Genomic DNA, 25,494 nt, shown 5'->3' with positions numbered 1-25,494 from the left:
GCCACGTTCATTCTCTCTGCTCCATGCGTTTGCGTTCGCTTGCCGCCGTTTGCCTCGCGCTCCTGCCCCTGCTTTCGCCCCAGTCATCGCATGCGGCCCCGCCGCGAACCTGCCTCGTCGTAGGCATCAGCGACGGCGACACACTCACCGCCCGCTGCGGGCGCTTTGGCTCCTACGAGGAAGTGAAGGTGCGCATTGCCGCGATCGACGCACCGGAACGGGCCCAGCCCTACGGACAGCGCAGCAGGCAGGCGTTGAGCCGCCTGTGCTACTTCGAGCAGGCCGTGATCACCGAACGCGACATCGACCGCTACGGCCGCACGGTGGCCGACGTGAACTGCGACGGGCAGGACGCCGGAACGAGGATGGTGGCCGAAGGGTGGGCATGGGTGTACGACTTCAACGGCATCGCCACTCGGCGCGGCGGCGGCCTGTTCAAGCTGCAGGAGAGCGCCCGTGCGCAACGCCTGGGGCTGTGGGCCGGCGCCAAGCCGACAGCGCCGTGGGATTGGCGGCGGCGCCAGCGCGAGAACGCATCGTCGAACGACTTTCTGTTCTGAGCTGTTCGAGAGCGGACGCAAGAACAGCGCCTCAGCAGGCGCCCCCATAAAAGCAGCGCAGAGAGGGCACGAAAACGCCCGCGAGAAAGCTGATTGCGCATACGACCAGCATCAAAAGGGCAAACATGCGCAGGCCCTCGGCGCTCCAGCGCGGCGCGAAGATGCTGACCAGAAAGCCCGAGGCAAAAGTGCCTTCGAGCCATGCCGCGCCGCCCCAGCGCAAGACCCACAGCCAGAACACCGCGTCGAGCGCATGCACGGCAATCCACAGGGGCAATGACATGTCAGGCGGGCCCTCGCGGGGGTTTGCGGCTACGACTCGCTCTTGCCCTGCACGTCCGCCACCACGCGCGCGTTGCGCTGGAAGCTCCAGTAGGCGCTGGCCCAGTCCATCATCACGACGATGCGGTTGCGAAAGCCGATGAGGAAATACGCGTGCGCGAACAGCCAGAAGAGCCATGCAAGCCGCCCGCTGAAGCGCAGCGGACCGAAGGGCGTGCCCAGGTCGACCACTGCCGAGTTGCGGCCGATGGTCGCCAGGTTGCCGTAGTCGCGGTAGCGAAAGGGCACTGTGGGCGTGCCGGCAATGCGGCGAAGAATGTTCGAGGCGGCGGCGCGGCCCATCTGCTTGGCACCGGGCGACACGCCCGGCACGGGCTTGGGCGGCTTGCCGGGCGCGTAGCTCATGGCGGCCGCAAGGTCACCGACCACGCTGATTTCAGGGTGGCCGGCCAGGCTCAGGTCGGGCTCGACCTTGATGCGGCCCGCGCGGTCGCATTCGGCGCCGGTCGCTTCGCCCAGCATGCGGCCGAGCGGCGAGGCCGCAACGCCGGCCGCCCACACCACGCAACTGCTCTCGATGCGGTAGCTGGTGCCCGGCGCGCCGTCCGCGCCGCCGCCTGACTGCACTTCGAGTCCGTTGCCGTCGATGGCGGTCACGCGCGCATTGAGCCGCACCTCGACGCCGAGTTTTTCAAGCTGCTCCAGCGCTTTCTGGCTCAGGCTCTCGGGCATTGCCTGCAGTACGCGCGGGCCGCCTTCGACCAGCAGCACCTGCGCGCTGCCCGGATCGATGTGGCGGAACTCCCCGGAAAGCGTGTGTTTGGCAATTTCGGCCAGGGTGCCGGCCATTTCGACGCCGGTCGGCCCGGCACCGATCACCACGAAGGTCAGCAGCGCGCGGCGGCGCTGCGGATCGGTGGCGGTTTCGGCCGCCTCGAACGACATCAGCACCCGGCGGCGGATCTCGAATGCGTCGGCCAGCGTCTTGAGGCCGGGCGCGAGGGGCGCCCATTCGTCATGGCCGAAGTAGCTGTGGGTGGCTCCGGCCGCGACGATCAGGTGGTCGTAGCTCACCCGGCTGCCGTTGGTCAGCTGAACCGCCCGGCCCGCCGCGTCGATGGCGCTCACTTCGCCGAGCAGCGTGGTGATGCGCGGCTGCTTGCGAAACAGGGTGCGCACCGGCGCCGCAATCGACGGTGCGGCCAGCCCGGCGGTTGCCACCTGGTAGAGCAGGGGCTGGAACAGGTGGTGATTGGTTTTTTCGATCACCGTCACGTCCACGTCGGCGCTGTCGAGCCTGCGGGCAGCTTCGAGCCCGCCGAATCCGCAACCGACGATGACGACGTGGGGGCGGGTGGAGGCGTTGTTCGTTTGCATCGAACGGATGATACGCAGCCGCCATGCACGCCGGCGCGTCTTGTGCCAAAGTGGCTCCCCCACCGATTTGGCGCCCACCCGCAAGAGAGCCAGGGCGAGAACTTGTCCTACGTGCCGCGGCAATACGAATCGGCTACAACGAGCGGTTGACCCGACTGGAGACTCCATGACGCTTTCCCGGCCGATCCCCCAGGCGGCGAGCGCATTGCGCGACAAGTTCCGCGAAGTGCGAGCTGCCAGCCTGGCGCTCGCCGCGCCGCTCTCCGCCGAAGACCAGTGCATCCAGTCGATGCCTGACGCTAGCCCGACCAAGTGGCATCTCGCGCACACCACGTGGTTTTTCGAGACCGTGCTGCTCCAGCCTCACGTCGCGGGCTACCGGCCCTTCGACGTGCGCTTTCACTATCTCTTCAACTCGTACTACGAGGCGCTCGGCCCGCGCCACCCGCGGCCGCAGCGGGGGCTGCTCACGCGACCTTCGGTGGACGAGGTGCAGGCCTATCGCAGCCACGTCGACGAGGCGGTGCTCGCCTTGCTCGACCGCGACATCGACGAGCAGGACTGGGCCGCCATCGAGCCCATCGTCACGCTGGGCCTCCATCACGAGCAACAGCACCAGGAACTGCTGCTCACCGACATTCTTCATGCCCTGTCATGCAACCCGCTGCTGCCCGCTTACAAGCCGGCGGCAGGCCCCGCATTGCGGCTGGCCGCGGTTCCGCCGGCCATGCGCTGGCTGCCGCAGGCGGGCGGGGTGGTCCAGGTCGGCCATGAAGGGCCGCAGCTGGGTTTTGCCTTCGACAACGAAACCCCGCGCCACGCCGCGCTGCTGCAGCCCTATGCCATTGCCGACCGGCTGGTGAACTGCGGCGACTACGCCCAGTTCATTGCCGATGGCGGCTACAAGCGGCCCGAACTCTGGCTTTCCGACGGCTGGGCCGCGGTGCAGGCGCAGGGGTGGCAGCATCCGGCCTACTGGCTCCCGCCCGACGATCCGCGGCTCGGCCCGCAGCAGCACCAGGGCGGCTGGCAGGTGTTCGGCCTGCACGGCGTGCGGCCCATGGAAGCCGATGCGCCCGTCTCGCAGTTGAGCTTCTATGAAGCCGCCGCGTATGCCGAATGGGCCGGCGCGCGGCTGCCCACCGAGTTCGAATGGGAGGCCGCCTTCGACGCGCCAGGCATCTTGCAGATGACGGGCCACGTCTGGCAGTGGACGCGTTCTTCGTACGACCCGTATCCCGGCTTCAGGCCCATGCCCGGCATTGCCGCCGAATACAACGGCAAGTTCATGGTGGGGCAATTGGTGTTGCGCGGTGGCAGCGTGGCCACCCCGGCTGGGCACACGCGGCCCAGCTACCGCAACTTTTTTCCGCCGGCGGCGCGCTGGCAGTTCTCGGGGCTACGGCTCGCGAAAGACGTCTGAATCATGCGCAATCCAACATCCTCGTCCTCCTTCTCGTTCGCCGCCGCACAACAGCAGCGCAAGCCTGCGGCGCCGGCCACCGCCGCAGCGGCAACGAGCGAGCCGCTTTGCGAATTCGGCCGCGCGATGCTGGCGGGCCTTGCACGCAAGCCGCGCAGCATTTCACCCAAGTTCTTCTACGACGCGGCCGGTTCGCAGCTGTTCGACCGCATCTGCGAGTTGCCCGAGTACTACCCGACGCGAACCGAGCTGCGCATCCTCGGCGAATGCGCCGGGGAGATCGCCGAGCAGATCGGCCCCGGTGCCGAGATCGTGGAGTTCGGTGCCGGCTCCCTGACCAAGGTGCGGCTGCTGCTGGATGCGCTCGAGGCGCCCAAGCGCTACCTGCCCATCGACATTTCGGGCGAACACCTGCAGGCCGCCGCCGCACGGCTGAAGGCCGACTATCCCGAACTGGTGGTGCAGCCGATTGCGGCGGACTACACCATGCCGCTGGTGCTGCCGGCGCCGATGCCCGGTGCGGGCAAACGCGTGGGGTTTTTTCCGGGCTCGACGATCGGAAATTTCGAGCCGGAGGAGGCGCTGGCTTTTCTGCAGCTTGCGGCGCGGATGCTGCGAGGGGGCGGGCTGCTGATCGGCGTCGATCTGGTGAAGGATCCGGCTCGGTTGCATGCGGCGTACAACGATGCGCAAGGGGTGACGGCTGCGTTCAACTTGAATTTGCTGCGACGCGCCAATGCCGAGCTCGATGCCGACTTTGATCTGGATGGCTTTGCGCATTCGGCGTTCTACAACGCGCCTCGGCAGCGGATCGAGATGCACTTGGTGAGCCGCCGGGACCAGGCTGTTTCACTGCACGGTGAGCGGTTCGGGTTCGAGGAAGGGGAGACGATTCATACCGAGTACTCGCACAAGTTCACTGTGGATGGACTGCGGGCGCTGGCTGTGAAGGCGGGATTTCGGCCGCTGGCGGTTTGGACGGATCCTGAGAGGCTTTTTAGTGTGCATTGGCTGGGGGCGTGATTTTTCTTTTTGTTTTTTGAGTTCCGAGGCCGGGATTCCGCCCGGCGGCGGACTCACTTTCTTTTGCTTCGCCAAAAGAAAGTAAGCAAAGAAAAGGCGACCCCACTGTCTGCGACCCCTGCGCTTCGCTACGGGGCAACCTGCGGTGCTCGTGTTTCGCGGGGTCCGCAGAACTCGCTTCGCTCAAACAGCTGCGGCCCTGATCCGCGAAACCCTCCGCTCCTCGGCGCATACAGAGGGGCTTGGAAACCGAACGGGCCTTTGCTTCGCTCGGCACCGGGCCACTGCGGCGCTGCGCGCTGCAGTGGTTGGCATCGAGTTGAATGTTGGCAGTTGGGGTTGGCTGTTGGAGCCGAGCGATAGCGAAGGCTGCCCGCTCCCACCCCTTCTGTATGCGCCGAGGAGCGCAGATGGAGGTGGGATCAGGGCCGCAGGTGTCTGAGCGAAGCGAGTTCTGCGGACCCCCGCCGGAGTCGAGCACCGCAGGTTTCCCGCAGCGAAGCGCAGGGACGCAGACAGTAGGGGTCGCCTTTCTTTGCTTACTTTCTTTGGCGAAGCAAAGAAAGTGAGTCGCCCGCCGGGGCGAGACCCGGCCTCGGGAAGCAAACAGAGCCCCAAGTACCCGGACAAAAAACACGCCAAAGGCAGAGGGCACAATATCCCTTCCCCGTGGAGAGCAACACATGAAAGCAACCTGGAACGGCGTCACCATCGCCGAAAGCGACGATACCGTGCTCGTCGAAGGTAACCACTATTTCCCGATGAGCTCGCTCAACCGCGACCACGTCACCTTCAGCAACCACAAGACCACCTGCCCCTGGAAGGGCACGGCCAGCTACTACTCGCTGCTGGTCAACGGCGAGCTCCACACCGATGCCGCCTGGTACTACGCAGATCCCAAGCCCGAAGCCGAAGAAATCCGTGATCGCGTCGCGTTCTGGAAGGACGTGAAGGTCACCGCGTCGTGACCAACGCTGCATTCGCACCGCCGTTCATCCAGCCGGGCGAACTGCTGCCCGCGCTGCGCGAACAGGGTTATGCGGTGCTCAGCCCGCAGGGCGTGAGCGACTGGCTCGGCGTGCCGCTCGATCAACTCGAAGCACTGCACGCCGACTGGAACGACCTTCCACCGGATGAATACCTGAAAGACGGCGGCCGCTACCGCACGCGGCGCCACGCGTGTTTCACGGTCGAAGGCGAGGCGATTGCGCAGGTGCCGCATCGTGCGCACTGGCAACCGGTCGAATACAACGCGCTGCACGGCGGCATGCAGCGCTGGTTTGCGCCCATGCGCGAGGCCACGGTAGTGCAGCCGGTATGGAAGCGCCTGCTGCAGCGGCTGGGCGAAGCGGCAAGCGGCATGCGCGATACCGCAGCGCAACCGTGGTTTGTCGAGGCGCACCAGTTCCGCATCGACACCGCAGGAGGCATCGGCCGGCCCACGCCCGAAGGCGCGCACCGCGACGGTGTCGACCTGGTGGCGGTCGCACTGGTGGGGCGCAGCGGAATCAAGGGCGGCGAAACGCGCGTGTTCGAAGCCAACGGAAGGCGCGGCGAGCGGTTCACCATGACCGAGCCGTGGACGCTGCTGCTGCTCGACGACGCACGCGTGATCCACGAGTCCACGCCCATCCAGCCGACCGAAGAGGGGACCGCCGGCTGGCGCGATACCCTCGTCGTCACCTGCCGCGCTCAGGGTTTCCAGGGGGATTGACCCCGCTGGCTTGAGTCCTACAGTCACGCCCCGGCCGAGGGGTTAAATTGGAGGCCCGGTTCGATTGCGAGCCGCGCCTGTCTGCGAACGAACGAAAGTGAGGTCCGCCATGTTCAATCACATCCTGGTTCCGATCGACGGCTCCGAAACTTCCATGCTCGCGGTCAGCAAGGCCAGCGGCCTGGCGCTGGCGTTCGGAAGCCGCATCACGTTGATCCACGTGATCGACAACTATCCCTTCATCGGCGTGGGCGCGGACTACGCGCTCGGCCAGAACGAATACCTTGCCGCGGCCACTGCAAGCGCGAACGCGGCGCTCGCACGCGGCGTGGCCGCGCTTGCGGCCGAAGGCCTGCACAGCGACCAGCGCGTGATCGACGGCCATGTGGTGCACGAAGGCATCGTCGACACGGCCATTGCCATTGCCGCCGACCTGATCGTGATGGGCTCGCATGGCCGCAGCGGCATCGAGAAGCTGCTGCTCGGCAGCGTGACCCAGCGTGTGCTCCAGGACGCACCCATGCCGGTGCTCGTGGTCAAGGGCGGGCTGTAGAAAAAAGAGAAGAAGAAAGAAGGGCGAAATCCGGCTGGCTCTGAAAGCGAAGCATCTGCTGCGTTGCAGGATGCGCGAAGCCCAGCTCGCTCGCATGCAGCAGCAGGCGCGGGGCGCGCGCCTGGACCTCGGCACTGCCATAGAGCGCATCGCCCAGGATCGGATGGCCAATAGACAGCAGATGCACGCGCAGCTGATGCGAGCGGCCCGTGAGGGGCTCCAGCAGCACATGCGTTGCCGCAGTTTCTCCATCGGCTGTTGAAGAAAGCGCCCGCCAGCGCGTGACGCTCGGCTTGCCCGCAGGGTCTACCTTCTGCAACGGGCGCCGCGGCCAATCGGCCATCAGCGGCGCATCGATAACGGACCATTCATCGCGCACCGGCATGGCGCCATCGACGATGGCCTCGTAGCGCTTGTGCACCACCCGGTTGGCAAACGCATCGCCGAGCGCCCGCTGCATGGCGGCGCCGCGCGCCATCAGCACGAGCCCGCTGGTCGCCATATCGAGCCGGTGAACGATCAGCGCATCGGGCCACCGCTGCATGGCGCGCGCGCTCAGGCAGTCCTGCTTGTCTTCGCCGCGTCCGGGCACGCAAAGCAGGCCCGCAGGCTTGTTCAGCACCAGCAGGTGGGCGTCTTCGTGAACGAGGTCGATAAGAAGGTCGGTGTCGGGCATGGATGCGGCAGAGTGTAGAGAGATGACCGGTAGGAGGGGCACGGAGGAGAGCCCGCCCTCATGCGAGGCTCATGAAGCCTCGGCTATCCTCGAACGAATGTCCGGCCCCGCTTCTCCTGCCTCTCCTTCTCCCATTTCCGCCGCCGTTCCCGCGCCCCCGAGCTTTTCCCAACTCAGGCGCGAGCGTCCGTTCATGCAGTTGTGGGTGGCGCGGCTTTTCGGCACCGCGGCGTCGCAGATGCTTTTGGTGGCCATCGGATGGCACATGTACGAACTCACCAGCAGCGCCTGGGATCTCGGCCTCGTCGGCCTCTACCAGTTCGTTCCCGCATTGCTGCTGGCGCTGCTGGCCGGCCACGTGGTCGACCGCCGCCATCGTGGCCGCATCGTGGCGGCCTGTTTTGCGGTGCAGGGGGTAGTGGCGCTGGTGCTGCTGCTCGCGGTGGCGCAGCGCTTCGACACGCGTGGGCTGCTGCTGGGGCTGTCGCTGGTGCTCGGCGCGGTGCGGGCCTTCCAGATGCCGGCGCAGCAGGCGCTGACGCCGCTCCTGGTGCCGCCCACCATGCTGCCGCGGGCCATGGCCTTCAGCTCGGCCGGCATGCAGGGCGCGATCATCGGCGGGCCGGCGCTTGGCGGCCTGCTGTTCGTGGCGGGCATGGCGGTGGTGTACGGCGCGAGCGTGCTGTGCTTTGCCATTGCCTGCGTATTGGTGCTGCGGCTGCGCTACGCCCATACCCCGGCGGCGCGCGAGCCAGTCACGCTGGCCACGGTGTTCGCGGGTGTCAATTTCATCTGGAAGCGCAAGCCCGTGCTCGGCGCCGTGTCGCTCGATCTTTTCGCGGTGCTGCTGGGCGGCGCCGTAGCGCTGCTGCCCATCTACGCCAAGGACATCCTGCACACCGGGCCATGGGGCCTCGGCCTGCTTCGCAGCGCGCCCGCTGTGGGCGCGCTCGTGATGTCGATTGCGCTCACGCGCCGGCCCATCGAGCGCAACATCGGCCGCACCCTGCTGATCGCCGTCGGGCTCTTCGGGCTGTGCATGGTGGTGTTCGGCATTTCGCGCAGCTTCGTCGTTTCGCTGATCGCGCTGGCGGTGTCCGGTGGGGCCGACATGGTCAACGTGGTGATCCGGCAGACCCTCGTGCAGCTCGAAACGCCCGACGCCATGCGTGGCCGGGTGAGTGCGGTCAACTCGATCTTCATCGGGGCCAGCAACCAGCTGGGCGAGTTCGAATCGGGCGCCACGGCGGCGCTGCTGGGGCCGGTGGGCTCGGTGGTGCTGGGCGGCGTGGGAACCATGATGGTGGCGCTGGGCTGGTTCAAGCTGTTTCCGTCGCTCGCGCAGCGGGATCGGCTGGTGATCGCGGCGCCGGCCCAGCCCGTCAAGCAGAGCTGAAGAGGGCTGGACAGGCTCTCAGAAGACCGAAAACGCCCGGGGCGCATCGATCGTTACATCGCTCTGCGCCTCGGCCACGCAGGGCAATATCCAGCCCTCGGCCTTTTCCTCGGCGCTCAGGCCTGGCCATTCGACGGTGTGGCGTATCGAGCCCGACAGCAGCTGGCAGATGCAGGTGCGACAGGTGCCGTTGCGGCAGGAGCTCGGCATTTCGATTCCGGCTGATTCGGCCGACTTCAGGAGCGTGGTGCCGGCCTCGGCCTCGAAGCCAAGGCCCGACGGTTCGAGCCGAACCCTCATCGCTGCGGGGGTTGCTGCTGTTGCTGCTGCTCGCGGCGCTGTTCGCGCAGCATGAAGAGATAAAGGCTTTCGACCTTCTCGCGCGCCCACGGCGTCTTGCGCAGGAACTTGAGGCTGGAGCTCACGCTCGGCTCGAAGGTGAAGCAGCGGATGGGAACGAGCTGGCCGAGCTGTTCCCAGCCGTAGTAATCGGCCAGCGCCGTGACGATGGCTTCCAGCGTGAGCCCGTGCAACGGGTTCCGTGGCTGGGCCGGCTTGGCGGGCGCTGGCGATTCGTCGGTCACTTGTTCTTGAGCTTGCCGCGCGGAATGACCGCGGTGGTGATGGTGCGGACCGGCTCGATGCCGCCGGTGCCCGCGGGCTTGGGCGGCGAAGTGTCCTTCTTCGGTTTCTTGGCTTCCTTGTTCGCGCGTTGTTGACCCTTGGCCATATCTACCTCCTGTTGATGTGTGTCTGGTGCGTGTGCAACAAGCAGTTTAGCGGTGCGGCGACAATACGCGGTTCCATTTGATTTTCCGCATCCATGTCAGATTACGAAGTTCGCCCCGCCACGATGCGCGACGCCAAGGCCGTCGCCGAAGTCCACACCCTGGCCGCCCAGGCTGCCTACCAGGGCATCCTGCCCGAGGAAGAGCTGCGCACGCTGGCCCCCGCCACCCGCGAAGCCAAGTGGCGCGAAGCCATCGAGTTCAGCGAGCCGCAGGTGCAGGTTGCGGTGCTGGGCGGCGAAATCGTCGGCTTTGTCGGCTTCGACCGCTCGCGCGATCCCAAGACGCCTTCCACCGCAGGCGAGATCTGGGCTCTCTATGTCAAACCGGAGCATTGGAGCAAGGGCCTCGGCGTGGCGCTCTGGGACGCCGCGCGCGAAGGCCTCGAAGAAGAAGGCTGCACCACCGTCACCGCGTGGGTGCCGATTCGCAATGACCGCGCCATGCGCTTTTTCGAACTCGCCGGTTTCAAGCGCGAAATGAAGACCGCCAAGACCACGGCGCTCGGCACGGTGCGCGTCGAAGAAATCCGCCTCAAGCGCAACGTCGTCTGACGCGCCTGCCGCGTACGGGTATTGCCGGCGAGGGCCGCGGTTGCGGCTAAGCTCGCCGATTCTTTTTTTACACCGACCATTGCCATGGCCACCAGCCTGCTTCTGCTGCTCGACGACATCGCCACCGTTCTGGACGACGTCTCGATCCTCACCAAGGTAGCCGCCAAGAAAACGGCCGGCGTTCTGGGCGACGACCTGGCTCTCAATGCGCAGCAGGTTTCGGGCGTCAAGGCCGAGCGCGAACTGCCCGTGGTCTGGGCGGTGTGCAAGGGCTCGTTCGTCAACAAGCTCATCCTGGTGCCCGCGGCGCTGGCCATCGGCACATGGTTGCCCTGGCTGGTGACGCCGCTGCTGATGATCGGCGGCGCGTTCCTCTGCTTCGAAGGCTGCGAGAAGCTGGCCCACAAGTTCCTGCACAAGCAGGAGCACGACGCCGACACCGCGCGCCACGAGCGGGCGGTGGCCGACGAGACCATCGACGTGGTCGCCGTCGAGAAGGACAAGATCAAGGGCGCGGTGCGCACCGACTTCATTCTTTCGGCGGAAATCATCGCCATCACGCTGGGCACTGTTCAGGGCCAGCCCTTCGTCACGCAGTTCACCGTGCTCGCGGGCATTGCGCTGATCATGACCGTCGGCGTCTACGGCCTGGTGGCCGGCATCGTGAAGCTCGACGACGCGGGCCTCTACCTGAGCCAGCAGGCCAGCAAGGCCGCGCAGGCGCTTGGCCGCGGCATCCTGGCCGCGGCGCCCTGGCTCATGAAGGGGCTGTCGATTGCGGGCACCGCCGCCATGTTCCTCGTGGGCGGCGGCATCCTGGTGCACGGCGTTCCCGCGTTCGGCCATGCGGTCGAACACTGGGCCGAGGCCACCGGCGGTGTGTTCGGCGCGCTCGGATCGATGGGCGTGAACGCGGGTGTCGGCCTTGTTGCCGGTGCCGTGGTGCTCGCGGTGGTCGAGCTCGTCAAGAAGCTCCGCCGCTGAGCGCAGCGCGGCTTTTTATTGACGCCGCGCTTTGGCGCGCTGCACCAGGTCGACCACGATCAGCGCCACGCCCAGCGCAAGGGCGAACCAGCCGACCACCGACGCGCCCGCCACCATCTCGAACCAGCGCGTGCCCTGCAGGAAGCGCGGCCCCAGCAGAACGGCGGCGCCGATCAGTACGCAAAGAATGCCGCGTTCGATCGTGCGGAGTTGTCTTGAGGCCATGGTTTCGTGAGTCGCTGGTGGAGGTCGGCAGGTGCGCCATTGTCGCAAGACGAACGCGCTGCAGAATCGAACGGCAAAACCCCCAAGGAACCGCATGACCATCGAGATCGCCAAGGAAGCACGGCAGCAAGCCATCGCGTCGATCGAGCGCTACTTTCGAGAGAACATGGAAGAGCCGATCGGGAACATCGCCGCCGGCGCGCTGCTCGGCTTCTTTCTCGAGGAGGTCGGGCCCATCGTCTACAACAAGGCGGTGGCCGACGTGCAGGAGCGCCTGCAGGCTCGCATCTCCGAAGTCGACCTCGAAGTGCACGAAGACGAATTCCAGTACTGGCGCAAGTTCGACCGGCAGAAAAAGGGCAAGTGACCGGGCGCCTTGGGGCGAGCGAATGCGCTGGCAGGCGTTGTGCAGGGGCGACGCGGTCGCGGCCCGCAGAGGGCCAGCTTTCCATGAACATACACATGGTTACGCCGCCGCTGCAAAATGGGACCCCATGCAATACAACCGCGCGCCCATCTTCTCCAGGTCTTCGCTGCTGCGCAGCTTCACCGCCGTGCCGCTTGCGCTGGCTGCAACGCTTGCCGCCGCACAGCCCGATCCTTCGGGTTTCCCACTGGAAGCCGTGGGCTATCTCAACGAGGAACTGCCCCGCATGGAGGCCGCCATCGCGGCCCGCGACCGCAGCTTCTTCCACGGCGCCACGGCCCGCGTGGTGCAGTTCTCGGAGCGCTGGGGCTTCAAGGCCCAGGCGAACCCCGATCTGGCGAAGTACCCGATGTGCACCGAGGCCGTGATGGACTATGCGGTGGTCGGCATGTGCAAGCTCAACCCCTCGGGCGACGTGTGCGAGCCCGGGCTGGCACCGCGCTTCGAAGCCAACGTGCAGCGCTGCCGCGAGCTTGCCGCGCGAAAATAGCGTTCCCGTCTTTCGACGCAAAAGAACATCCCCGCACGCATGCGGGGCGGAGACACGCATGGACTACACCCGCTACCAGACCCTTGCCATCACGCGCCGCGGCATCAACGATGCGGTGCTCGATATCCAGATGCGCGCCGCCAACGGCAAGCTGCCGACGGCCGGCCATGACGGCCACCGGGAGCTCGCGGAAATCTGGCGCGACGTGGCGGCCGACGACACGGTGCGCTGCGCGGTGCTGCGGGGCGAGGGGCTGGGTTTTTCCGGCGGCGGCGACCTGGCCATGGTGCAGGACATGACCACCGACGACGCGGTGCGCCAGCGCGTATGGAAAGAGGCGCGCGACCTCGTCTACAACATCATCAACTGCGACAAGCCGATCGTGAGCGCCATGCACGGCCCGGCCGTGGGCGCCGGGCTGGTGGCGGGGCTGCTGGCCGATATTTCCATTGCCAGCAAGGGCGCGAAGATCGTCGACGGCCATACGCGCCTGGGCGTCGCGGCGGGCGACCATGCGGCCATCGTCTGGCCGCTCTTGTGCGGCATGGCCAAGGCCAAGTACCACCTGCTGCTGTGCGAGCCGGTGAGCGGCGAGGAGGCCGAGCGCAACGGCCTGGTGTCGCTCGCGGTGGACGAGGCCGACTTGCTGCCGCGCGCCTATGAAGTGGCCGACCGGCTGGCGGCCGGCAGCCAGAGCGCGATTCGCCTCACCAAGTACGCGCTCAACAACTGGCTGCGACAGGCCGGGCCCACGTTCGACGCCTCGCTGGCGCTCGAATTCATGGGCTTTGCCGGCGCCGACGTGCGCGAGGGCGTGGCGTCGCTGCGCGAACGGCGGGCGCCGAACTTCGGCTGATCAGGCCGGCGGGTAGGCGACGCCGGCCGAGCCTGATGCCCACGGCTCGTACTTCCGCATCGCGCGCTCGAACAGCTGCGACCCGGTCCAACCTGCCAGCCAGCTGCGCAACTGCGGCCAGGGCTGGCTTTCGAACCATGCGGGATCGACCATTGCGAACTGCCGCACGAAGGGCATGACGGCGGCATCGGCCAACGCGGCTCGCGCGCCGAAAAGCTGGCCCGAACCCGCGGCAAGCATTGCCTCGAGCCGCAACAGAAATTGCGAGCCGATTTCGCATGCGTTCTCGGGTAATTCGCTGAACCGCCCTGGGTATTTGTAGCGGTCGAGCTGGGGCTTGAAGTCGTTGTCGCAGGCGGCGATGAGCGCGAGCATGTCGTCAAGCGCGCCCGCCTCGGGCTCTAGCCAGCGCAGCGGGTCGTTGCGGCGCAGGGCCCACAGCATGATGTCGAGGCTTTGTTCGAGCACCGTAGCGCCGGGCAGCACCAGCACGGGCACTGTGCCCTTGGGCGAGGCGGCCAGCATCTCGGCGGGCTTGTTCTTCAAGACCACTTCGCGCAGCTCGCAAGGTTCGCCGCTGGCGGCCAACGCCAAACGGGCGCGCATTGCGTACGGGCAACGGCGAAAGCTGTAGAGAACGGGGAGGCTCGGGTGCGGCATCGAACGCGAGAGTCTATGCCGGGCCGGGCCAGGAATTGTCGCTTCGGTTAAATGCAACATGGTTGCGTTGCTCCATATAATGCAATTCTGTTGCATGTAAAGCCAAGCCTATGACCCAACGCCTTCCCGTTACCGTGCTGTCCGGCTTTCTCGGCGCCGGCAAGACCACGCTGCTCAACCACATCCTGCACAACCGCGAGGGGCGGCGCGTGGCGGTCATCGTCAACGACATGAGCGAGGTCAACATCGACGCGGCGCTGGTGCGAGACGGCGGCGCCCAGCTTTCGCGCACCGACGAGAAGCTGGTCGAGATGAGCAACGGCTGCATCTGCTGCACGCTGCGCGAAGACCTGCTCGTCGAGGTGAGCCGGCTCGCGAAGGAAGGGCGCTTCGACCAGCTCGTGATCGAATCGACCGGCATCTCGGAGCCGCTGCCAGTGGCCGAGACCTTCACCTTTGCCGGCGAAGACGGCAAGAGCCTGGCCGACGTGGCGCGGCTGGACACCATGGTGACGGTGGTCGACGCCTTCAACTTCCTGCGCGACTACGGCTCGCCCGACAGCCTGGGCCAGCGCGGCCAGTCGCTCGGCGATGAAGACACCCGCACCGTGGTCGACCTGCTGATCGAGCAGATCGAGTTCTGCGACGTGCTGGTGGTCAACAAGACCGACCTCGTCACCGCCGAAGAGCGCGGCCGGCTGATGGCCATTCTGCGCAGCCTCAACCCGCGTGCGCGCATCGAGACGTCGGAGTTCGGCCGCGTGGCGCTCGATCGCGTGCTGGACACGGGCCTGTTCGATTTCGATCAGGCCGAACAGGCGCCCGGCTGGCTGGCCGAGCTGCGCGGCGAGCACCCGCCGGAGAGCGACACCTACGGCATTCGCAGCTTCGTGTACCGCGCGCGGCTGCCGTTTCATCCCCAGCGCTTCTGGGACCTGGTGCAAAGCGAGTGGGAAGGTGTGGTGCGTTCCAAGGGATTCTTCTGGCTCGCGAGCCGGGCCACGCGCGCGGGCTCCTGGTCGCAGGCGGGTGGCGCCTGCCGCTACGGCGTGGCCGGCCTGTGGTGGGCCGCCGTGCCGCGCGAGCACTGGCCTGCCGAGGAAGAAGCGTTGCAGCTCATCCGCAAGAACTGGGATCCCGCCACCGGCGACGCGCGGCAGGAGCTGGTGCTGATTGGCATCGGAATGGACGAGGCCGAACTGCGTGCGCGGCTCGACGCCTGCCTGCTGACCGAAAGCGAAATGCGCTACGGCGCTTCATGGTGGGCCAATCTTCCGGACCCTTTTCCGTCCTGGAACGTGTAGCCGTCCCGCGGCGGCGCTCAGCCCCTGCAATCCCCGCAGGTGCCGTGCAGCGTGAGCGCGGTGCGGCGCGTGTCGATGCCTTGCTTGCGCAACTCGCGGCCGAGCCGGCTCATTACCTTGGGCAGTTCGGGGTCGGAAGGCAGCGCCAGCACCTTATGGCACTGGTCGCACTCGAAGATGTTGCCCGAAGCGGCTTCCACGTGGCGCGCAAAGCGGTTGATGCGGTCCGCGCCCACGCGGCGATCGCACAGGCCGGCCTCGACCAGGCGGTCGAGCACGCGGTAGATCGTCACGCGGTCGGGCGGGGCACCGGTGGCACCGGTGTAGGCGGCAACCACGTCGTCGTGCGTCAGCGGCTGCGGAGCGTGTTCCAGCAGGTCCAGCACGGTTTGCGCGGCGCGCGTCACGCGCAGGCCGCTGCTGCGCAGCAAGGCTTGGCTGCCTGATGCCGTGGAGGGAGAGGGCTTTGGGTGTGGGCTCATGGGTTTTGCGTGAACCGCCATTGTGTTGCATTCCGTGAGACCGCGCCCCGGGCGGCCCGAATGCGCTAAGGTCTGGTTTTTGGCGTCTCTGAATACCTTCTACCGACCATGTCCCGCTCCCCGATCGAAATCGAAACCGCTCCCCATCCCACCGCCACGGTGATCGTGATGCACGGCCTTGGCGCCGACGGAAACGACTTCGTGCCGATTGCCAACGAACTCGACCTGTCGAGCGTGGGCCCCGTGCGCTTCGTGTTTCCGAATGCGCCGGTGATCCCGGTCACCATCAACGGCGGCTACCAGATGCCGGCGTGGTACGACATTGCGGTGGCCGACCTGGTCGCGCGCGAAGACGAGGCGGGCCTGCGCCGCTCGCAAGCTGCGATCGAAGCGCTCATTGCCAACGAGAAAGCCCGCGGCATCAAGCCCGAGCGCATCGTGGTGGCCGGTTTCTCCCAAGGCTGCGCCATGGCGCTGATGACCGGCCTGCGCCATACCGAGCGGCTGGCGGGCATCGTCGGCCTCTCGGGCTATCTGCCCATTGCAGCCACCACCGCGGCGGAGCGCCATGCGGCCAATCACGAAACCCCGGTTTTCCTGGCCCATGGCCGGCAAGACCCGGTGGTGCCATTCGACAGGGCGCTGCAGTCGCGCGACGCGCTCACCGCGCTGGGCTACACCGTCGAGTGGCATGAATACACCATGGCGCATTCGGTCTGCATGGAGGAAATTGCCGACCTGAACCGGTTCCTGCTGCGCGTGCTGGCGTCATAGCGCGGCAGTTCGCGCCTGGCTCCAGCCTTCCCACCCGGCCACCCTGAAAGCGCAAGCATCATGAACTTTGCTAGCAAAACAATAGCGCCGGCCAGCATAGCGGAAGGAGGGATTCCCTGCACGAGCAGTGCCCGCGCGGGCGTGCTACCTTCCAGCCCCTCAGAAGATTGACGGGTATAACAATATGAGCAGCAGATTGCAGGAGAGGTTGGGTGCGCTCTCAACCGCGAGGTTGAAGGGGATGCGGCGCGGCATCGAAAAGGAAAGCCTGCGCGCCCTGCCGGACGGCAAACTCGCGCTCACCCCGCATCCCGTCGCGCTCGGGTCGGCGCTCACCCATCCGCACATCACCACCGACTTCAGCGAATCGCAACTCGAGCTCATCACCGGCGTGCATGCCAATGTGCAGTCGGCGCTCGACGAGCTGACCCGCGTGCACCAGTTCACCTACCGCGTGCTCGACTCGCTCGGCGACGAGCGCCTGTGGGTGTCGAGCATGCCCTGCGGCCTGCCGACCGACGAAACCATTCCCATCGGGCGCTACGGCTCCTCGAACATCGGGCGCGCCAAGAGCGTCTACCGCATGGGCCTGAGCCACCGCTACGGCCGGCGCATGCAGACCATTTCGGGCATTCACTACAACTGGTCGTTGCCCGATGTGTCCAGCGAACAGTATTTCGCCCTCATCCGCAATTTCCGGCGCCACGCCTTCCTGCTGCTGTACCTGTTCGGCGCTTCACCGGCGCTGTGTTCGAGCTTTGTCGCGGGCCGCCCGCACGAGCTTCAGCCGCTGGGCGACGGCAGCATGTTCATGCCGCACGGCACCTCGCTGCGCATGGGGCGTCTCGGCTACCAGAGCGACGCGCAGGCCTCGCTGGCCGTGAGCTACAACAGCCTTGAAGGCTACGGCGCCTCGCTGCAGGACGCGCTCACGCGCCCCTGGCCGGCCTACGAAGCCATCGGCATCCGCAATTTGGGCGGCGACTACAACCAGCTTGCCACCAGCCTGCTGCAGATCGAGAACGAGTTCTACGGCACCATCCGCCCCAAACGCGTGATCAACCCCGGCGAGCGGCCGCTGCATGCGCTGCGCGAGCGGGGCGTCGAATACGTCGAGGTGCGGCTGATGGACCTCGACCCGTTCGAGCCGGTGGGCATCAATGCGCAGACGATGCGCTTTATCGACGTGTTCCTGCTGCAGTGCCTGCTGAGCGACAGCCCGGCCGACACCCCGCAGGAAATTGCCGAACTGGCCCACAACCAGCACCTCACCGCCGCGCGCGGCCGCGAGCCTGGCCTGCACCTGCTGCGGGGCGGGCGCGAGGTGGCGCTGGCCGACTGGGGCATCGAACTGGTGGAGCAATGCCTGCCCATTGCCGCCGCGCTCGACGCCGCGAACGGCGGCACGCAGCATGCCGAAGCGGTGCAAGCGGCGCTGGCCGCCCTGCAGGACCCGGACAGCCTGCCCTCGGCGCGCGTCCTCGCTGCCGTGGAGCAACAGCACGGCAACTCGTTCATCGGCTTCATTCGCGCGCAGTCCGAGCAGACCCGGGCAGCGCTCCTGGCCCTGCCGTTCCCGCCCGAGCAGCAGGCCGAGTTCGAGCGCATGACCGAGCAATCGATCCAGGAGCAAAAGCGCATCGAGGCCGCCGACACCATGCCCTTCGAGATCTACCGCGAGCAGTACGTGTCGCCGGCGCGCCTGGGGCTCGGCCGCGGACGGATGGCCGTCGCGGCCTGACCGGCTGACGAGCCGGGCTGTCCTACGCGTCTCACCAAGGGGCAGCCCGCCTGACGACATTTGCGGGCGCCGATGGCCTACAGGCATTGGCCTGCATGACTCACCGCGCGCGCCGCCGCGCCGGAGACCATGGACAGCATGCACCCCGCAAGCAGCAACAGATTCGTATTCCGGCCCGTCGCTTGGCCGGAGATTCCGGCATGAGCTTCAAGGCCTATCTTGTCGAGGACAGCGCCCTCATCCGTGAAAACCTCGTCGGCTTCCTGCACGACGTGGCCGACGCGGACGTGGTCGCCTGCGCCAGCAGCGAGGAAGAGGCGGTGCGCTGGCTGCGCCAGCATCGCAACGACTGGGACCTGACCATCGTCGATCTTTTCCTGGAGCGCGGCAACGGCCTGGGCGTGGTCAGGGCCTGCCGAGACCGCATGGCCAGCCAGAAAGTCGTCGTGCTGAGCAACTACGCCACCTCCGACATGCGCCAGCGCTCCGCCCAGCTGGGCGCCGATGCCTTCTTCGACAAGTCGGCCGAGCTCGACCAGCTGGTGGCCTATTGCGAAACGCTGCGTCACGCGCGTGACTGAGCGCGCGCGCGGCCGCTCGCGCCGACGTGCTTTTCTGGGGTAAAACGCCACGCGGCCGCCCGCGGCGGTCATACGCATACCCCACCCCAAGCAAAGAAAGCAGAGAGCAAGAGATGACCCAAAGCACCATCGACTTCAAGGGCCGAGTGGCCATCGTGACCGGCGCGGGCGGCGGGCTCGGCCGGCAGCATGCGCTGGCCCTGGCGGCGCGGGGCGCCAAAGTGGTGGTCAACGACCTGGGCGGCGCGGCCGACGGTTCCGGCGGTTCGGTGAGCGCCGCGCAAGCCGTGGTCAACGAAATCAAGGCCGCCGGTGGCGAGGCCATGGCCAACGGCGCCTCGGTGACCGACTTCGATGCGGTGCAGGCCATGGTGCAGCAGGCGGTCGATGCCTGGGGCCGGGTCGACATCCTGGTCAACAACGCCGGCATCCTGCGCGACAAGAGCTTTGCCAAGATGGAGCTTGCCGATTTCAAGCTGGTGGTCGACGTGCACCTGATGGGCGCGGTGAACTGCACCAAGGCCGTCTGGGCGCTCATGAACGAGCAGAAGTACGGCCGCATCGTGATGACCACCTCGTCTTCCGGGCTCTACGGCAACTTCGGCCAGAGCAACTACGGCGCCGCCAAGCTTGCGCTGGTGGGGCTCATGCAAACGCTGAGCATCGAAGGCGCCAAGAACGACATCCGCGTCAATTGCCTGGCGCCCACCGCGGCCACGCGGATGACCGAGGGCCTGATGCCGAAGGAAGTGCTCGAAGCCCTCAAGCCCGAGGCGGTGGTGCCCGCCATGCTGGTGCTGGCCTCTGCCGACGCGCCGAACCGCACCATTCTTTGCGCGGGCGCCGGCACCTTCGAGGCCGCGCACATCACCCTCACGCAAGGTGCCTGGCTGGGCATTGGCGTTGACACGCCCGAGCAACTGGCCGCGCGGCTTGCCGATGTGACCTCGCGCGACGGCGAGATCGTGCCCCAGAGCGGTTCGGCCCAGGGCAGCAACGAAGTGGGCAAGGCCATGGCCAACGCGAAGAAGAGCTGACGCAACCTGTTCACGGCGCTTGACCTGGAGTGCACTCGAGCATTTCCAATGAATTCACCGGGACTTCCGGTTCATTCATTCCACGAGGAAATGCAGCCATGAACACGACGACAGACAACAAGGCGCTGGTGCAGCGCATCCATGCCGCGCTGGACCAGGGCAACGGCCAGCTCTTCATCGACAGCCTGGCCGAGGATGCCGCCTGGACGCTCGAAGGCACCACGCCTTGGTCGCGCACCTATGCGGGCAAGGCGGCCATCCGCGAAGAGCTGATCAAGCCGCTGTTCGCGCAGTTCGCGGGCCCCTACCGGAGCAAGACCGAGCGCATCATTGCCGAAGACGACCGGGTGGTGGTGCTGTTCAGCGGCGACGTGCCCACCAAGGCCGGCAAGCGCTACAACAACCGCTATTGCTACGTCTATCGACTCGAAGGAGGCAAGGTGAAGGAACTGACCGAGTACTTCGACACCGCACTGGTGCAGGAGGCGCTGCAGGCGCCCCCCGCCGCCGCCCATGACGGCTGACGGCGGCACCCCGTTCCATATCGGCGAACTGGCCACGCGCACCGGCCGCACGGTGCACGCCATCCGCTGGTACGAGGCGCAAGGCCTGGTGCCCGGCGTTTCGCGCGACGAGGGCGGCCGGCGCCTTTACGGCGAACTGCACGTGGGCTGGCTCGACCTGATGGACCGGCTGCGCCGCACCGGCATGACCATTGCCGAGATGCGGGAGTACACCGCGCTTGCGTTGCTGGGCAAGACCACGCTCCCGCAGCGGCGCGACCTGCTCGCGGCGCACCGCGCGCGCGTAACCGAAACCATCGCCGAGTGGAAGCGCGCCTTGTCGCTGGTCGACCGCAAGATCGATTTCTACGACGAGTGGATGCAGACCGGCCACCGCCCGCCGTTGATTCCGGCCGAGACGTCCGGCCCCAAGTCACCCGCGCGGAAGCCCCGCAATCGGCGGTAGGCGCGGGCGCTTGCCGGCGCTACTCCGCGATAAAGCCTGCGTCCTTGCGGATGGAGTCGCGGTCGCGGTGGTTGTTCAGCCGGCCCAGCGTGTTGTCGAGCAGGCGCTTGAGCTTTTCGGCCGCGCCGCGAAAGGCTTCGTCCAGGGTGGTGGCGTATTGCGTCACGGCCAGCGGCTGGTGGTGCGCAAGCCGTGCTTCCATCACGCAGCACTTGTTGCCCGCACCGGCCTTGTCGTGGTTCTCGTCGCTCAGGTGCACTTCGACGCGGGTCACGTCGTCGACGAAGCGGCCCAGCTGTTGCTTGATCTCCGTATCGGCCCAGCGCTCCAGCGCGTCCTTGTTGTTGACACCGTTGCTCGTGTTGACCTGAATCTGCATGCCGTGTTCCTGCTGATGGATGAACGAGCCCCTACTGTGCGCCCTAAACAGGCCCGGTGCGCGTAGGCGTGTTCCCCACCTTGGGGCAGGCATGGGATCAACTCTGGATATAGGTTGTGAGCTGCGCGATGGTCACTTCGTGGTCGGCAATGATGTCGTCCATCAGGTCCTGGATGGAGATCATTCCCACCACCTTGTCGCCGTCGACCACCGGCAGGTGGCGGAACTTGCGCTGGCTCATGAGCGCCATGCAGGCGCGCGTGCGGGTTTGCGGGGTCACGGTCATCACGTCGGGCGTCATGATCTCCGAGACCTTCATTTCCTTGGAGTTCTTGCCCTGCAGCGCCACCTTGCGGGTGTAGTCGCGCTCGGAAAGAAAGCCCACCAGTTTCTCGCCGTCCATCACCATGAGCGCGCCCACTTCGAAATGCGCCAGGGTGGCCAGCGCGTCGAACACGCTGGCGTCCGGCGAGGTGCGCCATGCCGCGGAGTCGTGGCGCTTGAGCAGTTCGGAGACGGGTTTCATCGCGGTAACTCCATCAAAAGTTTCAATTCGACCGACGCGCCGATGCGCCGCGTTCAGTCAAATGATAGGGGCGGAACAGCCCCCCGCGATGCAAAACATCTAATGGATTGCACGTGTCTCGCCGAGACGCGCGCCAACGCGAACTAAGGTGTTGGTGCCAGCACGCGGCTGAGCGCCACCGGGTCGCCGATCACCGACTTGACCAGGCCCTTCTCGTCGAAGTTGACCTGGTACTCGGACCAGCTGTCGCGCCAGTAGCGCCACGTGGGTGCGTCGAGGCTGGGGTTCTCGGCGGCAACGGGGTAGCCGATGGCCATCAGCACCTGCTCGCGCGTCATGCCGGGCATCACCTTCACGGCAAGGATGGCATTGCGGATCGCGGGCGGAAAGGCCGCCATCTTCTGCTTGGGGTCTTCGGTCACCACGTAACGCTTGGCAAAGTCGATCAGCGTGATGTTGCGGCTGTAGTCGTTCTTGATGCGCTGCGGCTTGCCGGCCAGGTCGGCGCTGAACCAGCGCATGTCGTAGGCCGTGATGCGGGCCGGCGTGCCCACGGCCACGATGCTGGTGCCTTGCTCGTCGTAGTTGATGTCGCTGATCGAGCTGCCGTAGGTGCGCATGTTGCAGCACAGGTAGCCGTCGATCATCGGGCCTTGCGGCGGCGTGGGGCGCTGGGCATGGGCAACGGTTGCGACTGTCGCGGAACCAACGGTGGCTGCCAGCAGGGCGGCAGCGGCAAGGCGCTTGAACATGGATTTCCCTCGAATGATTATTTGAAAGCGGCTGCGGGTGCAGCGCGCGGATTCTAGGGGTGCGGCACGCCGCAGCGCAGGCAAAATGGCCGTCTGCAGCTATGGAAAACGTAGCGGTGTGATCTGCCGCACGTTCCCCGTCGACAATGCGCACCTGGCCTTCGAGCCGGCCCCTCCCAGACAGAGCGAAAGAAAGAGCATCCATCGATGGCGATCCAGTGGTTCCCCGGGCACATGTACACGACCCAGAAGGCCATCACCGAGCGGGTGAAGGACATCGACGTGGTCATCGAGTTGCTCGACGCGCGGCTGCCCGGCTCCAGCGCCAACCCTATGCTGGCCGATCTCACGGCCGGCCGCCCCTCGCTGAAGGTGCTGAACAAGCAGGACCTGGCCGACCCGGCGCGCACCGCGCTCTGGCTCGCGCACTACAACGGGCTGCCGGCCACGCGCGCCATTGCGCTCGACGCGAGCCAGACCACGCCGGCGCAGGCCATCGTGCGCGCCTGCCACGAGCTTTCGCCCAACCGCGGCGGCATGGCCAAGCCGATGCGCGTGCTGATCTGCGGCATTCCCAATGTGGGCAAGTCCACGCTCATCAACACGCTGACCGGCAGCCGCAAGGCCAAGACCGGCGACGAGGCCGGCATTACCAAGCTGGAACAGCGCATCACGCTGGCCGACGACTTCTACCTGTGGGACACGCCAGGCATGCTGTGGCCGCGCATCGTGGTGCCCAAGAGCGGCTACAACCTGGCAGCGAGCGGCGCTGTGGGCCGCAACGCCTTCGACGAGGAAGAAGTGGCGCTGGAGCTGCTCAACTACCTGAAGGCGAACTATGCCGAGGGCATCACCGCGCGCTTCAAGCTGGCCGAGCACGACGCCGCCGCCATTGCCGCCATGAAGGACGAAGAGCTGCTCGACGCCATCGGCCGCAAACGCGGCGCGCTGCTGGGCAAGGGCCGCGTCAATCTGCAAAAGGCCGCGGAGATCGTCATGCACGAGTTCCGCGCCGGCAACCTGGGGCGCATCACGCTCGAGACGCCCGCGGAGTTCCTTCAATGGCTGGCCGAGGGCCAGCGCATCGATGCCGAACGTGCAGCCAAGAAGGCGGCACGCGGCAAAAAGCGCAAGCCGGGCGCCGAGCCTTCGGAAGGCCAGGCGCCCGAGGCGGGCTGAACAGGGCGCGCTCGCTCAGCGCATCTGCAGGCGAGCGTCCTTCGGGTAGCTGATGGTGTAGTCGGCCGCCACGCGCGCGGTCTTGCCGGCATCGAGGTCGAAGCTCCACATCGCGAGGCCCGGCTGCTTGTTCCAGGCCAGCTCACCCGGCTGCGGCGCGAACTGCGCGGCCACGCGCACCTGCTCGTCGACGGAAACCGGCGCGGCCTCGAGCACCTGCACCGCAATGGGCGTGCGGTGGCGGTTTTCGACGACATAGGCGCGCTGCACCTTGCGCTCGGCGCGCGAACCGACAAAGCCGCCCGTGCCCTGGCTGTTTTGCTCGGGCTCGGCCTGCACGCGCACGAGTTCGTCGCGGCCGAAGGAGAGCGTGAGCTTTGCATCGGTGGGTGCATTCCATCGGCCGCTGCCGACGAAGTTGCCATCGCGGTACAGCTGCAACGCCCCGGCCGGCCATACACCTGAGGGCTGCGCGAGTTCTGCGACCAGGAAGGCGCTGGCGTCTACGCGCGGGCTGGTGCGCGCGGCAAGCTTCGCCGTGTCTTCATGCTGGCCCAGTGCCAGCGTCACGCGCTGGCCGTTGGACGGCACGTCGATGCTCTGCGGCACGGCAAATTCGGTGGCAAAACTGTTGTCGAACACGGCCACGTCGAAAAGCGGTTCCGCAGCTTCGGCCATGGCGCGCTTCCGGTCGAGTGATGCCGCGGGCGCCGGCGCCGCCATCATCGCGACGGCCGGGCTTGCGGGTGCGCGCTGCGGCGGCTCGATGCCGATGCGCCACGCGCTTGGCGTGCGGCCCGTGGTTTCGCGGCGCGGCTGGCCGGTGGAAAGCACCAGCTTCACGCCGCGCCAGTCTTCGCCCGTGGCCTGCGCCACCAGCGCCTGGCGCTCGATGCGCACCTTGCGGGTGGCGGTGTCGAGCAGTGCGCGGTAGGTGGGCGTCCAGCCCGGGCCGTTGACCTGGTAGCTGAGCTTCACGTCGGTGTCGGCGCTGGCGGCCAGCGTGACGGTCACGGCCACGACCTGCGTGCCGTTGCCCTGTGTGCGCGTGCGCTCGGCCAGGAGCGGGTTGAGCTGGCGGTCGATGTCGGTCTGCTTGCGCTGGATCTGGTGCTGCTTCAGCAGCGAATCCTGCCCGGTGCGGCGCATCGCGTCGGTCATTGCGGCAAGGTTGCGTGCGTCCATCGGTGCGCGGGCGCCTTGCGCCGGCTCGCCGCTGCCCGAGAGCCCCTTGAGATAGCCGGTGACCAGGCCGAGCGCATCGCTCTCGGCCTGCAATGCAGCCTTCTGGTCTTCCAGGTCGCGAATGCGTCCGTCGAGCGCGCTGGTCGCGCAACGTGCGGAGAGTTCGCGCGGCTCATTGAGCACCGAGGTTTCGCCCAGGCGCACCGAGGCGCCGGCCGATACCTGCAGGCTCTGCACGTCGAGCCCGGCGGGCAGGCAGGCAAAGGTGACCGACCGGCTGCCGGCCGCGACCCGCGCCACGCGCTCCACCGTGGCGCTGCCGGGGTACACCTTGACTTGCGTGATGCGCGACGCGTCTGCGCCGGCGGCGGTTGCCACGGCCTGCGCATTGGCGCCGGTGCCGAGCACCAGGCAGGCTGCGGCAACGACGGTGGCGCGCAGGTCGGCACGGAAGAAGAAGGAGGAAGAAGAGATCGCTTTCATCGGAGCCTCGGTAGTGGATCGTTCCTCCACTCATACGGCGGGGCTTCCAAACCGGGGTTAAGTTCCGGCAAAAAAAGTGCGCTGTCGCCAAGGCAACTGTCGAAGCGGTGCGGG

The 25,494-nt window shown here is 66.8% G+C and carries 33 protein-coding genes; 20 read left to right on the top strand and 13 right to left on the bottom strand.

Features of this window, described 5'->3' with window-relative positions; genetic code table 11:
- The first annotated feature begins 23 nt into the window (after positions 1–23).
- Positions 24–560 carry a thermonuclease family protein gene (locus GOQ09_RS18640; RefSeq protein ID WP_157614869.1) on the top strand — a complete coding sequence of 179 codons (537 nt, stop codon included), beginning with the start codon at positions 24–26 and terminating at the stop codon, positions 558–560.
- Between the two features lie 31 nt (positions 561–591).
- Here the strand turns inward: GOQ09_RS18640 and GOQ09_RS18635 are convergent, their stop codons facing one another.
- Together GOQ09_RS18635 and GOQ09_RS18630 are read right to left on the bottom strand one after the other, a co-directional pair.
- A complete protein-coding gene (locus GOQ09_RS18635; RefSeq protein ID WP_157614868.1) occupies positions 592–843 on the bottom strand; it encodes a hypothetical protein in 252 nt (83 codons plus the stop codon).
- Positions 844–872: 29 nt separating this feature from the next.
- Positions 873–2,219: an NAD(P)/FAD-dependent oxidoreductase gene (locus GOQ09_RS18630; protein WP_157614867.1), complete on the bottom strand. Its 1,347-nt coding sequence runs from the start codon at positions 2,217–2,219 to the stop codon at positions 873–875.
- Between the two features lie 166 nt (positions 2,220–2,385).
- Between GOQ09_RS18630 and egtB the strand changes: the two genes are divergently transcribed.
- The 5 genes from egtB (at position 2,386) to GOQ09_RS18605 (ending at position 6,932) form a co-directional block, all read left to right on the top strand.
- Positions 2,386–3,642 carry an ergothioneine biosynthesis protein EgtB gene (egtB, locus tag GOQ09_RS18625; protein ID WP_157614866.1) on the top strand — a complete coding sequence of 419 codons (1,257 nt, stop codon included), beginning with the start codon at positions 2,386–2,388 and terminating at the stop codon, positions 3,640–3,642.
- 3 nt (positions 3,643–3,645) lie between these two features.
- Entirely contained in the window at positions 3,646–4,665 is a 1,020-nt protein-coding gene (gene egtD / locus GOQ09_RS18620) for an L-histidine N(alpha)-methyltransferase (RefSeq protein WP_126746174.1), read from the top strand.
- Positions 4,666–5,348: 683 nt separating this feature from the next.
- Entirely contained in the window at positions 5,349–5,633 is a 285-nt protein-coding gene (locus tag GOQ09_RS18615) for a DUF427 domain-containing protein (RefSeq protein WP_015866436.1), read from the top strand.
- Positions 5,630–6,379 carry a 2OG-Fe dioxygenase family protein gene (locus GOQ09_RS18610; RefSeq protein WP_157614865.1) on the top strand — a complete coding sequence of 250 codons (750 nt, stop codon included), beginning with the start codon at positions 5,630–5,632 and terminating at the stop codon, positions 6,377–6,379. Before GOQ09_RS18615 ends, GOQ09_RS18610 begins: the two co-directional genes overlap by 4 nt.
- A gap of 109 nt (positions 6,380–6,488) precedes the next feature.
- Positions 6,489–6,932 carry a universal stress protein gene (locus GOQ09_RS18605; RefSeq protein WP_015866434.1) on the top strand — a complete coding sequence of 148 codons (444 nt, stop codon included), beginning with the start codon at positions 6,489–6,491 and terminating at the stop codon, positions 6,930–6,932.
- On the opposite strand, the gene GOQ09_RS18600 is transcribed toward GOQ09_RS18605, so the two are convergent.
- Positions 6,916–7,608, bottom strand: coding sequence for an RluA family pseudouridine synthase (locus GOQ09_RS18600; RefSeq protein ID WP_157614864.1), 693 nt, complete (start codon positions 7,606–7,608; stop codon positions 6,916–6,918). The two genes, GOQ09_RS18605 and GOQ09_RS18600, sit on opposite strands and share 17 nt — an antisense overlap.
- A 97-nt stretch (positions 7,609–7,705) precedes the next feature.
- Here GOQ09_RS18600 and GOQ09_RS18595 point away from each other — a divergent pair, with 97 nt between their 5' ends.
- The gene (locus GOQ09_RS18595) at positions 7,706–9,004 is read left to right on the top strand and encodes an MFS transporter (protein ID WP_242630880.1); all 1,299 of its coding nucleotides are present in this window, start codon (positions 7,706–7,708) and stop codon (positions 9,002–9,004) included.
- 18 nt (positions 9,005–9,022) lie between these two features.
- Here GOQ09_RS18595 and GOQ09_RS18590 read toward each other — a convergent pair whose 3' ends face one another.
- From GOQ09_RS18590 to GOQ09_RS26140, 3 genes are read right to left on the bottom strand one after another with little or no spacing between them, the layout of a single operon-like run.
- Entirely contained in the window at positions 9,023–9,304 is a 282-nt protein-coding gene (locus GOQ09_RS18590; RefSeq protein ID WP_157614862.1) for a 2Fe-2S iron-sulfur cluster-binding protein, read from the bottom strand.
- Positions 9,301–9,588: a VF530 family DNA-binding protein gene (locus tag GOQ09_RS18585; protein ID WP_157614861.1), complete on the bottom strand. Its 288-nt coding sequence runs from the start codon at positions 9,586–9,588 to the stop codon at positions 9,301–9,303. The genes GOQ09_RS18590 and GOQ09_RS18585 overlap by 4 nt, the downstream gene beginning before the upstream one ends.
- Positions 9,585–9,734, bottom strand: coding sequence for a hypothetical protein (locus tag GOQ09_RS26140; RefSeq protein WP_164547877.1), 150 nt, complete (start codon positions 9,732–9,734; stop codon positions 9,585–9,587). Before GOQ09_RS26140 ends, GOQ09_RS18585 begins: the two co-directional genes overlap by 4 nt.
- Before the next feature lie 93 nt (positions 9,735–9,827).
- Between GOQ09_RS26140 and GOQ09_RS18580 the strand changes: the two genes are divergently transcribed.
- The gene (locus GOQ09_RS18580; RefSeq protein ID WP_157614860.1) at positions 9,828–10,346 is read left to right on the top strand and encodes a GNAT family N-acetyltransferase; all 519 of its coding nucleotides are present in this window, start codon (positions 9,828–9,830) and stop codon (positions 10,344–10,346) included.
- Between the two features lie 84 nt (positions 10,347–10,430).
- Positions 10,431–11,330, top strand: a complete 900-nt coding sequence (locus tag GOQ09_RS18575) for a DUF808 domain-containing protein (protein ID WP_157614859.1) — start codon at positions 10,431–10,433, stop codon at positions 11,328–11,330.
- 15 nt (positions 11,331–11,345) lie between these two features.
- Here GOQ09_RS18575 and GOQ09_RS18570 read toward each other — a convergent pair whose 3' ends face one another.
- Positions 11,346–11,555, bottom strand: a complete 210-nt coding sequence (locus tag GOQ09_RS18570) for a hypothetical protein (RefSeq protein WP_157614858.1) — start codon at positions 11,553–11,555, stop codon at positions 11,346–11,348.
- 94 nt (positions 11,556–11,649) lie between these two features.
- Between GOQ09_RS18570 and GOQ09_RS18565 the strand changes: the two genes are divergently transcribed.
- From GOQ09_RS18565 to GOQ09_RS18555, 3 genes are all read left to right on the top strand, one after another.
- Positions 11,650–11,922 (top strand): DUF2164 domain-containing protein, encoded by a 273-nt coding sequence (locus tag GOQ09_RS18565; RefSeq protein ID WP_126746165.1) that lies wholly within the window; start codon positions 11,650–11,652, stop codon positions 11,920–11,922.
- A gap of 127 nt (positions 11,923–12,049) precedes the next feature.
- Positions 12,050–12,472: a hypothetical protein gene (locus GOQ09_RS18560; protein ID WP_157614857.1), complete on the top strand. Its 423-nt coding sequence runs from the start codon at positions 12,050–12,052 to the stop codon at positions 12,470–12,472.
- Positions 12,473–12,530: 58 nt separating this feature from the next.
- Positions 12,531–13,328 (top strand): enoyl-CoA hydratase/isomerase family protein, encoded by a 798-nt coding sequence (locus tag GOQ09_RS18555; protein WP_157614856.1) that lies wholly within the window; start codon positions 12,531–12,533, stop codon positions 13,326–13,328.
- Here GOQ09_RS18555 and GOQ09_RS18550 read toward each other — a convergent pair whose 3' ends face one another.
- Positions 13,329–13,988, bottom strand: a complete 660-nt coding sequence (locus tag GOQ09_RS18550) for a glutathione S-transferase (protein WP_157614855.1) — start codon at positions 13,986–13,988, stop codon at positions 13,329–13,331.
- A gap of 110 nt (positions 13,989–14,098) precedes the next feature.
- Here GOQ09_RS18550 and zigA point away from each other — a divergent pair, with 110 nt between their 5' ends.
- Positions 14,099–15,292 (top strand): zinc metallochaperone GTPase ZigA, encoded by a 1,194-nt coding sequence (zigA, locus tag GOQ09_RS18545; protein ID WP_157614854.1) that lies wholly within the window; start codon positions 14,099–14,101, stop codon positions 15,290–15,292.
- Positions 15,293–15,309: 17 nt separating this feature from the next.
- On the opposite strand, the gene GOQ09_RS18540 is transcribed toward zigA, so the two are convergent.
- Positions 15,310–15,774 carry a Fur family transcriptional regulator gene (locus GOQ09_RS18540; RefSeq protein WP_157614853.1) on the bottom strand — a complete coding sequence of 155 codons (465 nt, stop codon included), beginning with the start codon at positions 15,772–15,774 and terminating at the stop codon, positions 15,310–15,312.
- A gap of 108 nt (positions 15,775–15,882) precedes the next feature.
- Between GOQ09_RS18540 and GOQ09_RS18535 the strand changes: the two genes are divergently transcribed.
- The 6 genes from GOQ09_RS18535 (at position 15,883) to GOQ09_RS18510 (ending at position 20,876) form a co-directional block, all read left to right on the top strand.
- Complete coding sequence (locus GOQ09_RS18535; RefSeq protein ID WP_157614852.1) at positions 15,883–16,548, top strand: alpha/beta hydrolase; 666 nt, start codon at positions 15,883–15,885, stop codon at positions 16,546–16,548.
- Between the two features lie 184 nt (positions 16,549–16,732).
- Positions 16,733–18,289, top strand: coding sequence for a glutamate--cysteine ligase (gene gshA / locus GOQ09_RS18530; protein ID WP_157614851.1), 1,557 nt, complete (start codon positions 16,733–16,735; stop codon positions 18,287–18,289).
- A gap of 200 nt (positions 18,290–18,489) precedes the next feature.
- Positions 18,490–18,870 (top strand): response regulator transcription factor, encoded by a 381-nt coding sequence (locus tag GOQ09_RS18525; protein WP_157614850.1) that lies wholly within the window; start codon positions 18,490–18,492, stop codon positions 18,868–18,870.
- A gap of 113 nt (positions 18,871–18,983) precedes the next feature.
- Positions 18,984–19,907 (top strand): SDR family NAD(P)-dependent oxidoreductase, encoded by a 924-nt coding sequence (locus tag GOQ09_RS18520; RefSeq protein WP_157614849.1) that lies wholly within the window; start codon positions 18,984–18,986, stop codon positions 19,905–19,907.
- A 98-nt stretch (positions 19,908–20,005) separates the two neighbouring features.
- Complete coding sequence (locus GOQ09_RS18515; protein WP_157614848.1) at positions 20,006–20,431, top strand: nuclear transport factor 2 family protein; 426 nt, start codon at positions 20,006–20,008, stop codon at positions 20,429–20,431.
- Positions 20,421–20,876: a MerR family transcriptional regulator gene (locus GOQ09_RS18510; RefSeq protein ID WP_157614847.1), complete on the top strand. Its 456-nt coding sequence runs from the start codon at positions 20,421–20,423 to the stop codon at positions 20,874–20,876. Before GOQ09_RS18515 ends, GOQ09_RS18510 begins: the two co-directional genes overlap by 11 nt.
- A 19-nt stretch (positions 20,877–20,895) precedes the next feature.
- Here GOQ09_RS18510 and GOQ09_RS18505 read toward each other — a convergent pair whose 3' ends face one another.
- The 3 genes from GOQ09_RS18505 to bamE all read right to left on the bottom strand — a co-directional run bounded on the left by GOQ09_RS18505 (position 20,896) and on the right by bamE (position 22,533).
- Positions 20,896–21,255 (bottom strand): HPF/RaiA family ribosome-associated protein, encoded by a 360-nt coding sequence (locus GOQ09_RS18505; protein ID WP_157614846.1) that lies wholly within the window; start codon positions 21,253–21,255, stop codon positions 20,896–20,898.
- Positions 21,256–21,352: 97 nt separating this feature from the next.
- Positions 21,353–21,781, bottom strand: a complete 429-nt coding sequence (locus GOQ09_RS18500) for a CBS domain-containing protein (protein WP_126746152.1) — start codon at positions 21,779–21,781, stop codon at positions 21,353–21,355.
- Between the two features lie 143 nt (positions 21,782–21,924).
- Entirely contained in the window at positions 21,925–22,533 is a 609-nt protein-coding gene (gene bamE / locus GOQ09_RS18495; protein ID WP_157614845.1) for an outer membrane protein assembly factor BamE domain-containing protein, read from the bottom strand.
- A 207-nt stretch (positions 22,534–22,740) separates the two neighbouring features.
- Here bamE and ylqF point away from each other — a divergent pair, with 207 nt between their 5' ends.
- Entirely contained in the window at positions 22,741–23,712 is a 972-nt protein-coding gene (ylqF, locus tag GOQ09_RS18490) for a ribosome biogenesis GTPase YlqF (protein WP_157614844.1), read from the top strand.
- Between the two features lie 15 nt (positions 23,713–23,727).
- On the opposite strand, the gene GOQ09_RS18485 is transcribed toward ylqF, so the two are convergent.
- Positions 23,728–25,380: a DUF4139 domain-containing protein gene (locus GOQ09_RS18485; protein WP_157614843.1), complete on the bottom strand. Its 1,653-nt coding sequence runs from the start codon at positions 25,378–25,380 to the stop codon at positions 23,728–23,730.
- Positions 25,381–25,494: the final 114 nt, after the last annotated feature.

The organism is Variovorax paradoxus (assembly GCF_009755665.1).
Taxonomy (GTDB): domain Bacteria; phylum Pseudomonadota; class Gammaproteobacteria; order Burkholderiales; family Burkholderiaceae_C; genus Variovorax; species Variovorax paradoxus_G.
Note: the sequence above shows the minus strand (reverse complement) of the source record. Positions and strands in the feature narration are given on the sequence as shown.

Bases quoted from the DNA above. Each gene is read 5' to 3' on its own strand.
- GOQ09_RS18605 (WP_015866434.1), top strand. From the start codon at position 6,489: ATGTTCAATCACATCCTGGTTCCGATCGACGGCTCCGAAACTTCCATG.
- GOQ09_RS18595 (WP_242630880.1), top strand. From the start codon at position 7,706: ATGTCCGGCCCCGCTTCTCCTGCCTCTCCTTCTCCCATTTCCGCCGCC.
- GOQ09_RS18500 (WP_126746152.1), bottom strand. From the start codon at position 21,781: ATGAAACCCGTCTCCGAACTGCTCAAGCGCCACGACTCCGCGGCATGG.
- GOQ09_RS18555 (WP_157614856.1), top strand. From the start codon at position 12,531: ATGGACTACACCCGCTACCAGACCCTTGCCATCACGCGCCGCGGCATC.
- GOQ09_RS18525 (WP_157614850.1), top strand. From the start codon at position 18,490: ATGAGCTTCAAGGCCTATCTTGTCGAGGACAGCGCCCTCATCCGTGAA.
- GOQ09_RS18550 (WP_157614855.1), bottom strand. From the start codon at position 13,988: ATGCCGCACCCGAGCCTCCCCGTTCTCTACAGCTTTCGCCGTTGCCCG.
- GOQ09_RS18535 (WP_157614852.1), top strand. From the start codon at position 15,883: ATGTCCCGCTCCCCGATCGAAATCGAAACCGCTCCCCATCCCACCGCC.
- GOQ09_RS18590 (WP_157614862.1), bottom strand. From the start codon at position 9,304: ATGAGGGTTCGGCTCGAACCGTCGGGCCTTGGCTTCGAGGCCGAGGCC.
- GOQ09_RS18575 (WP_157614859.1), top strand. From the start codon at position 10,431: ATGGCCACCAGCCTGCTTCTGCTGCTCGACGACATCGCCACCGTTCTG.
- GOQ09_RS18565 (WP_126746165.1), top strand. From the start codon at position 11,650: ATGACCATCGAGATCGCCAAGGAAGCACGGCAGCAAGCCATCGCGTCG.
- GOQ09_RS18540 (WP_157614853.1), bottom strand. From the start codon at position 15,774: ATGAGCCCACACCCAAAGCCCTCTCCCTCCACGGCATCAGGCAGCCAA.
- GOQ09_RS26140 (WP_164547877.1), bottom strand. From the start codon at position 9,734: ATGGCCAAGGGTCAACAACGCGCGAACAAGGAAGCCAAGAAACCGAAG.
- GOQ09_RS18505 (WP_157614846.1), bottom strand. From the start codon at position 21,255: ATGCAGATTCAGGTCAACACGAGCAACGGTGTCAACAACAAGGACGCG.
- GOQ09_RS18580 (WP_157614860.1), top strand. From the start codon at position 9,828: ATGTCAGATTACGAAGTTCGCCCCGCCACGATGCGCGACGCCAAGGCC.
- GOQ09_RS18600 (WP_157614864.1), bottom strand. From the start codon at position 7,608: ATGCCCGACACCGACCTTCTTATCGACCTCGTTCACGAAGACGCCCAC.
- egtD (WP_126746174.1), top strand. From the start codon at position 3,646: ATGCGCAATCCAACATCCTCGTCCTCCTTCTCGTTCGCCGCCGCACAA.
- GOQ09_RS18635 (WP_157614868.1), bottom strand. From the start codon at position 843: ATGTCATTGCCCCTGTGGATTGCCGTGCATGCGCTCGACGCGGTGTTC.
- GOQ09_RS18510 (WP_157614847.1), top strand. From the start codon at position 20,421: ATGACGGCTGACGGCGGCACCCCGTTCCATATCGGCGAACTGGCCACG.
- bamE (WP_157614845.1), bottom strand. From the start codon at position 22,533: ATGTTCAAGCGCCTTGCCGCTGCCGCCCTGCTGGCAGCCACCGTTGGT.
- GOQ09_RS18570 (WP_157614858.1), bottom strand. From the start codon at position 11,555: ATGGCCTCAAGACAACTCCGCACGATCGAACGCGGCATTCTTTGCGTA.
- GOQ09_RS18615 (WP_015866436.1), top strand. From the start codon at position 5,349: ATGAAAGCAACCTGGAACGGCGTCACCATCGCCGAAAGCGACGATACC.
- GOQ09_RS18515 (WP_157614848.1), top strand. From the start codon at position 20,006: ATGAACACGACGACAGACAACAAGGCGCTGGTGCAGCGCATCCATGCC.
- GOQ09_RS18640 (WP_157614869.1), top strand. From the start codon at position 24: ATGCGTTTGCGTTCGCTTGCCGCCGTTTGCCTCGCGCTCCTGCCCCTG.
- zigA (WP_157614854.1), top strand. From the start codon at position 14,099: ATGACCCAACGCCTTCCCGTTACCGTGCTGTCCGGCTTTCTCGGCGCC.
- GOQ09_RS18520 (WP_157614849.1), top strand. From the start codon at position 18,984: ATGACCCAAAGCACCATCGACTTCAAGGGCCGAGTGGCCATCGTGACC.
- ylqF (WP_157614844.1), top strand. From the start codon at position 22,741: ATGGCGATCCAGTGGTTCCCCGGGCACATGTACACGACCCAGAAGGCC.
- gshA (WP_157614851.1), top strand. From the start codon at position 16,733: ATGAGCAGCAGATTGCAGGAGAGGTTGGGTGCGCTCTCAACCGCGAGG.
- GOQ09_RS18485 (WP_157614843.1), bottom strand. From the start codon at position 25,380: ATGAAAGCGATCTCTTCTTCCTCCTTCTTCTTCCGTGCCGACCTGCGC.
- GOQ09_RS18630 (WP_157614867.1), bottom strand. From the start codon at position 2,219: ATGCAAACGAACAACGCCTCCACCCGCCCCCACGTCGTCATCGTCGGT.
- egtB (WP_157614866.1), top strand. From the start codon at position 2,386: ATGACGCTTTCCCGGCCGATCCCCCAGGCGGCGAGCGCATTGCGCGAC.
- GOQ09_RS18560 (WP_157614857.1), top strand. From the start codon at position 12,050: ATGCAATACAACCGCGCGCCCATCTTCTCCAGGTCTTCGCTGCTGCGC.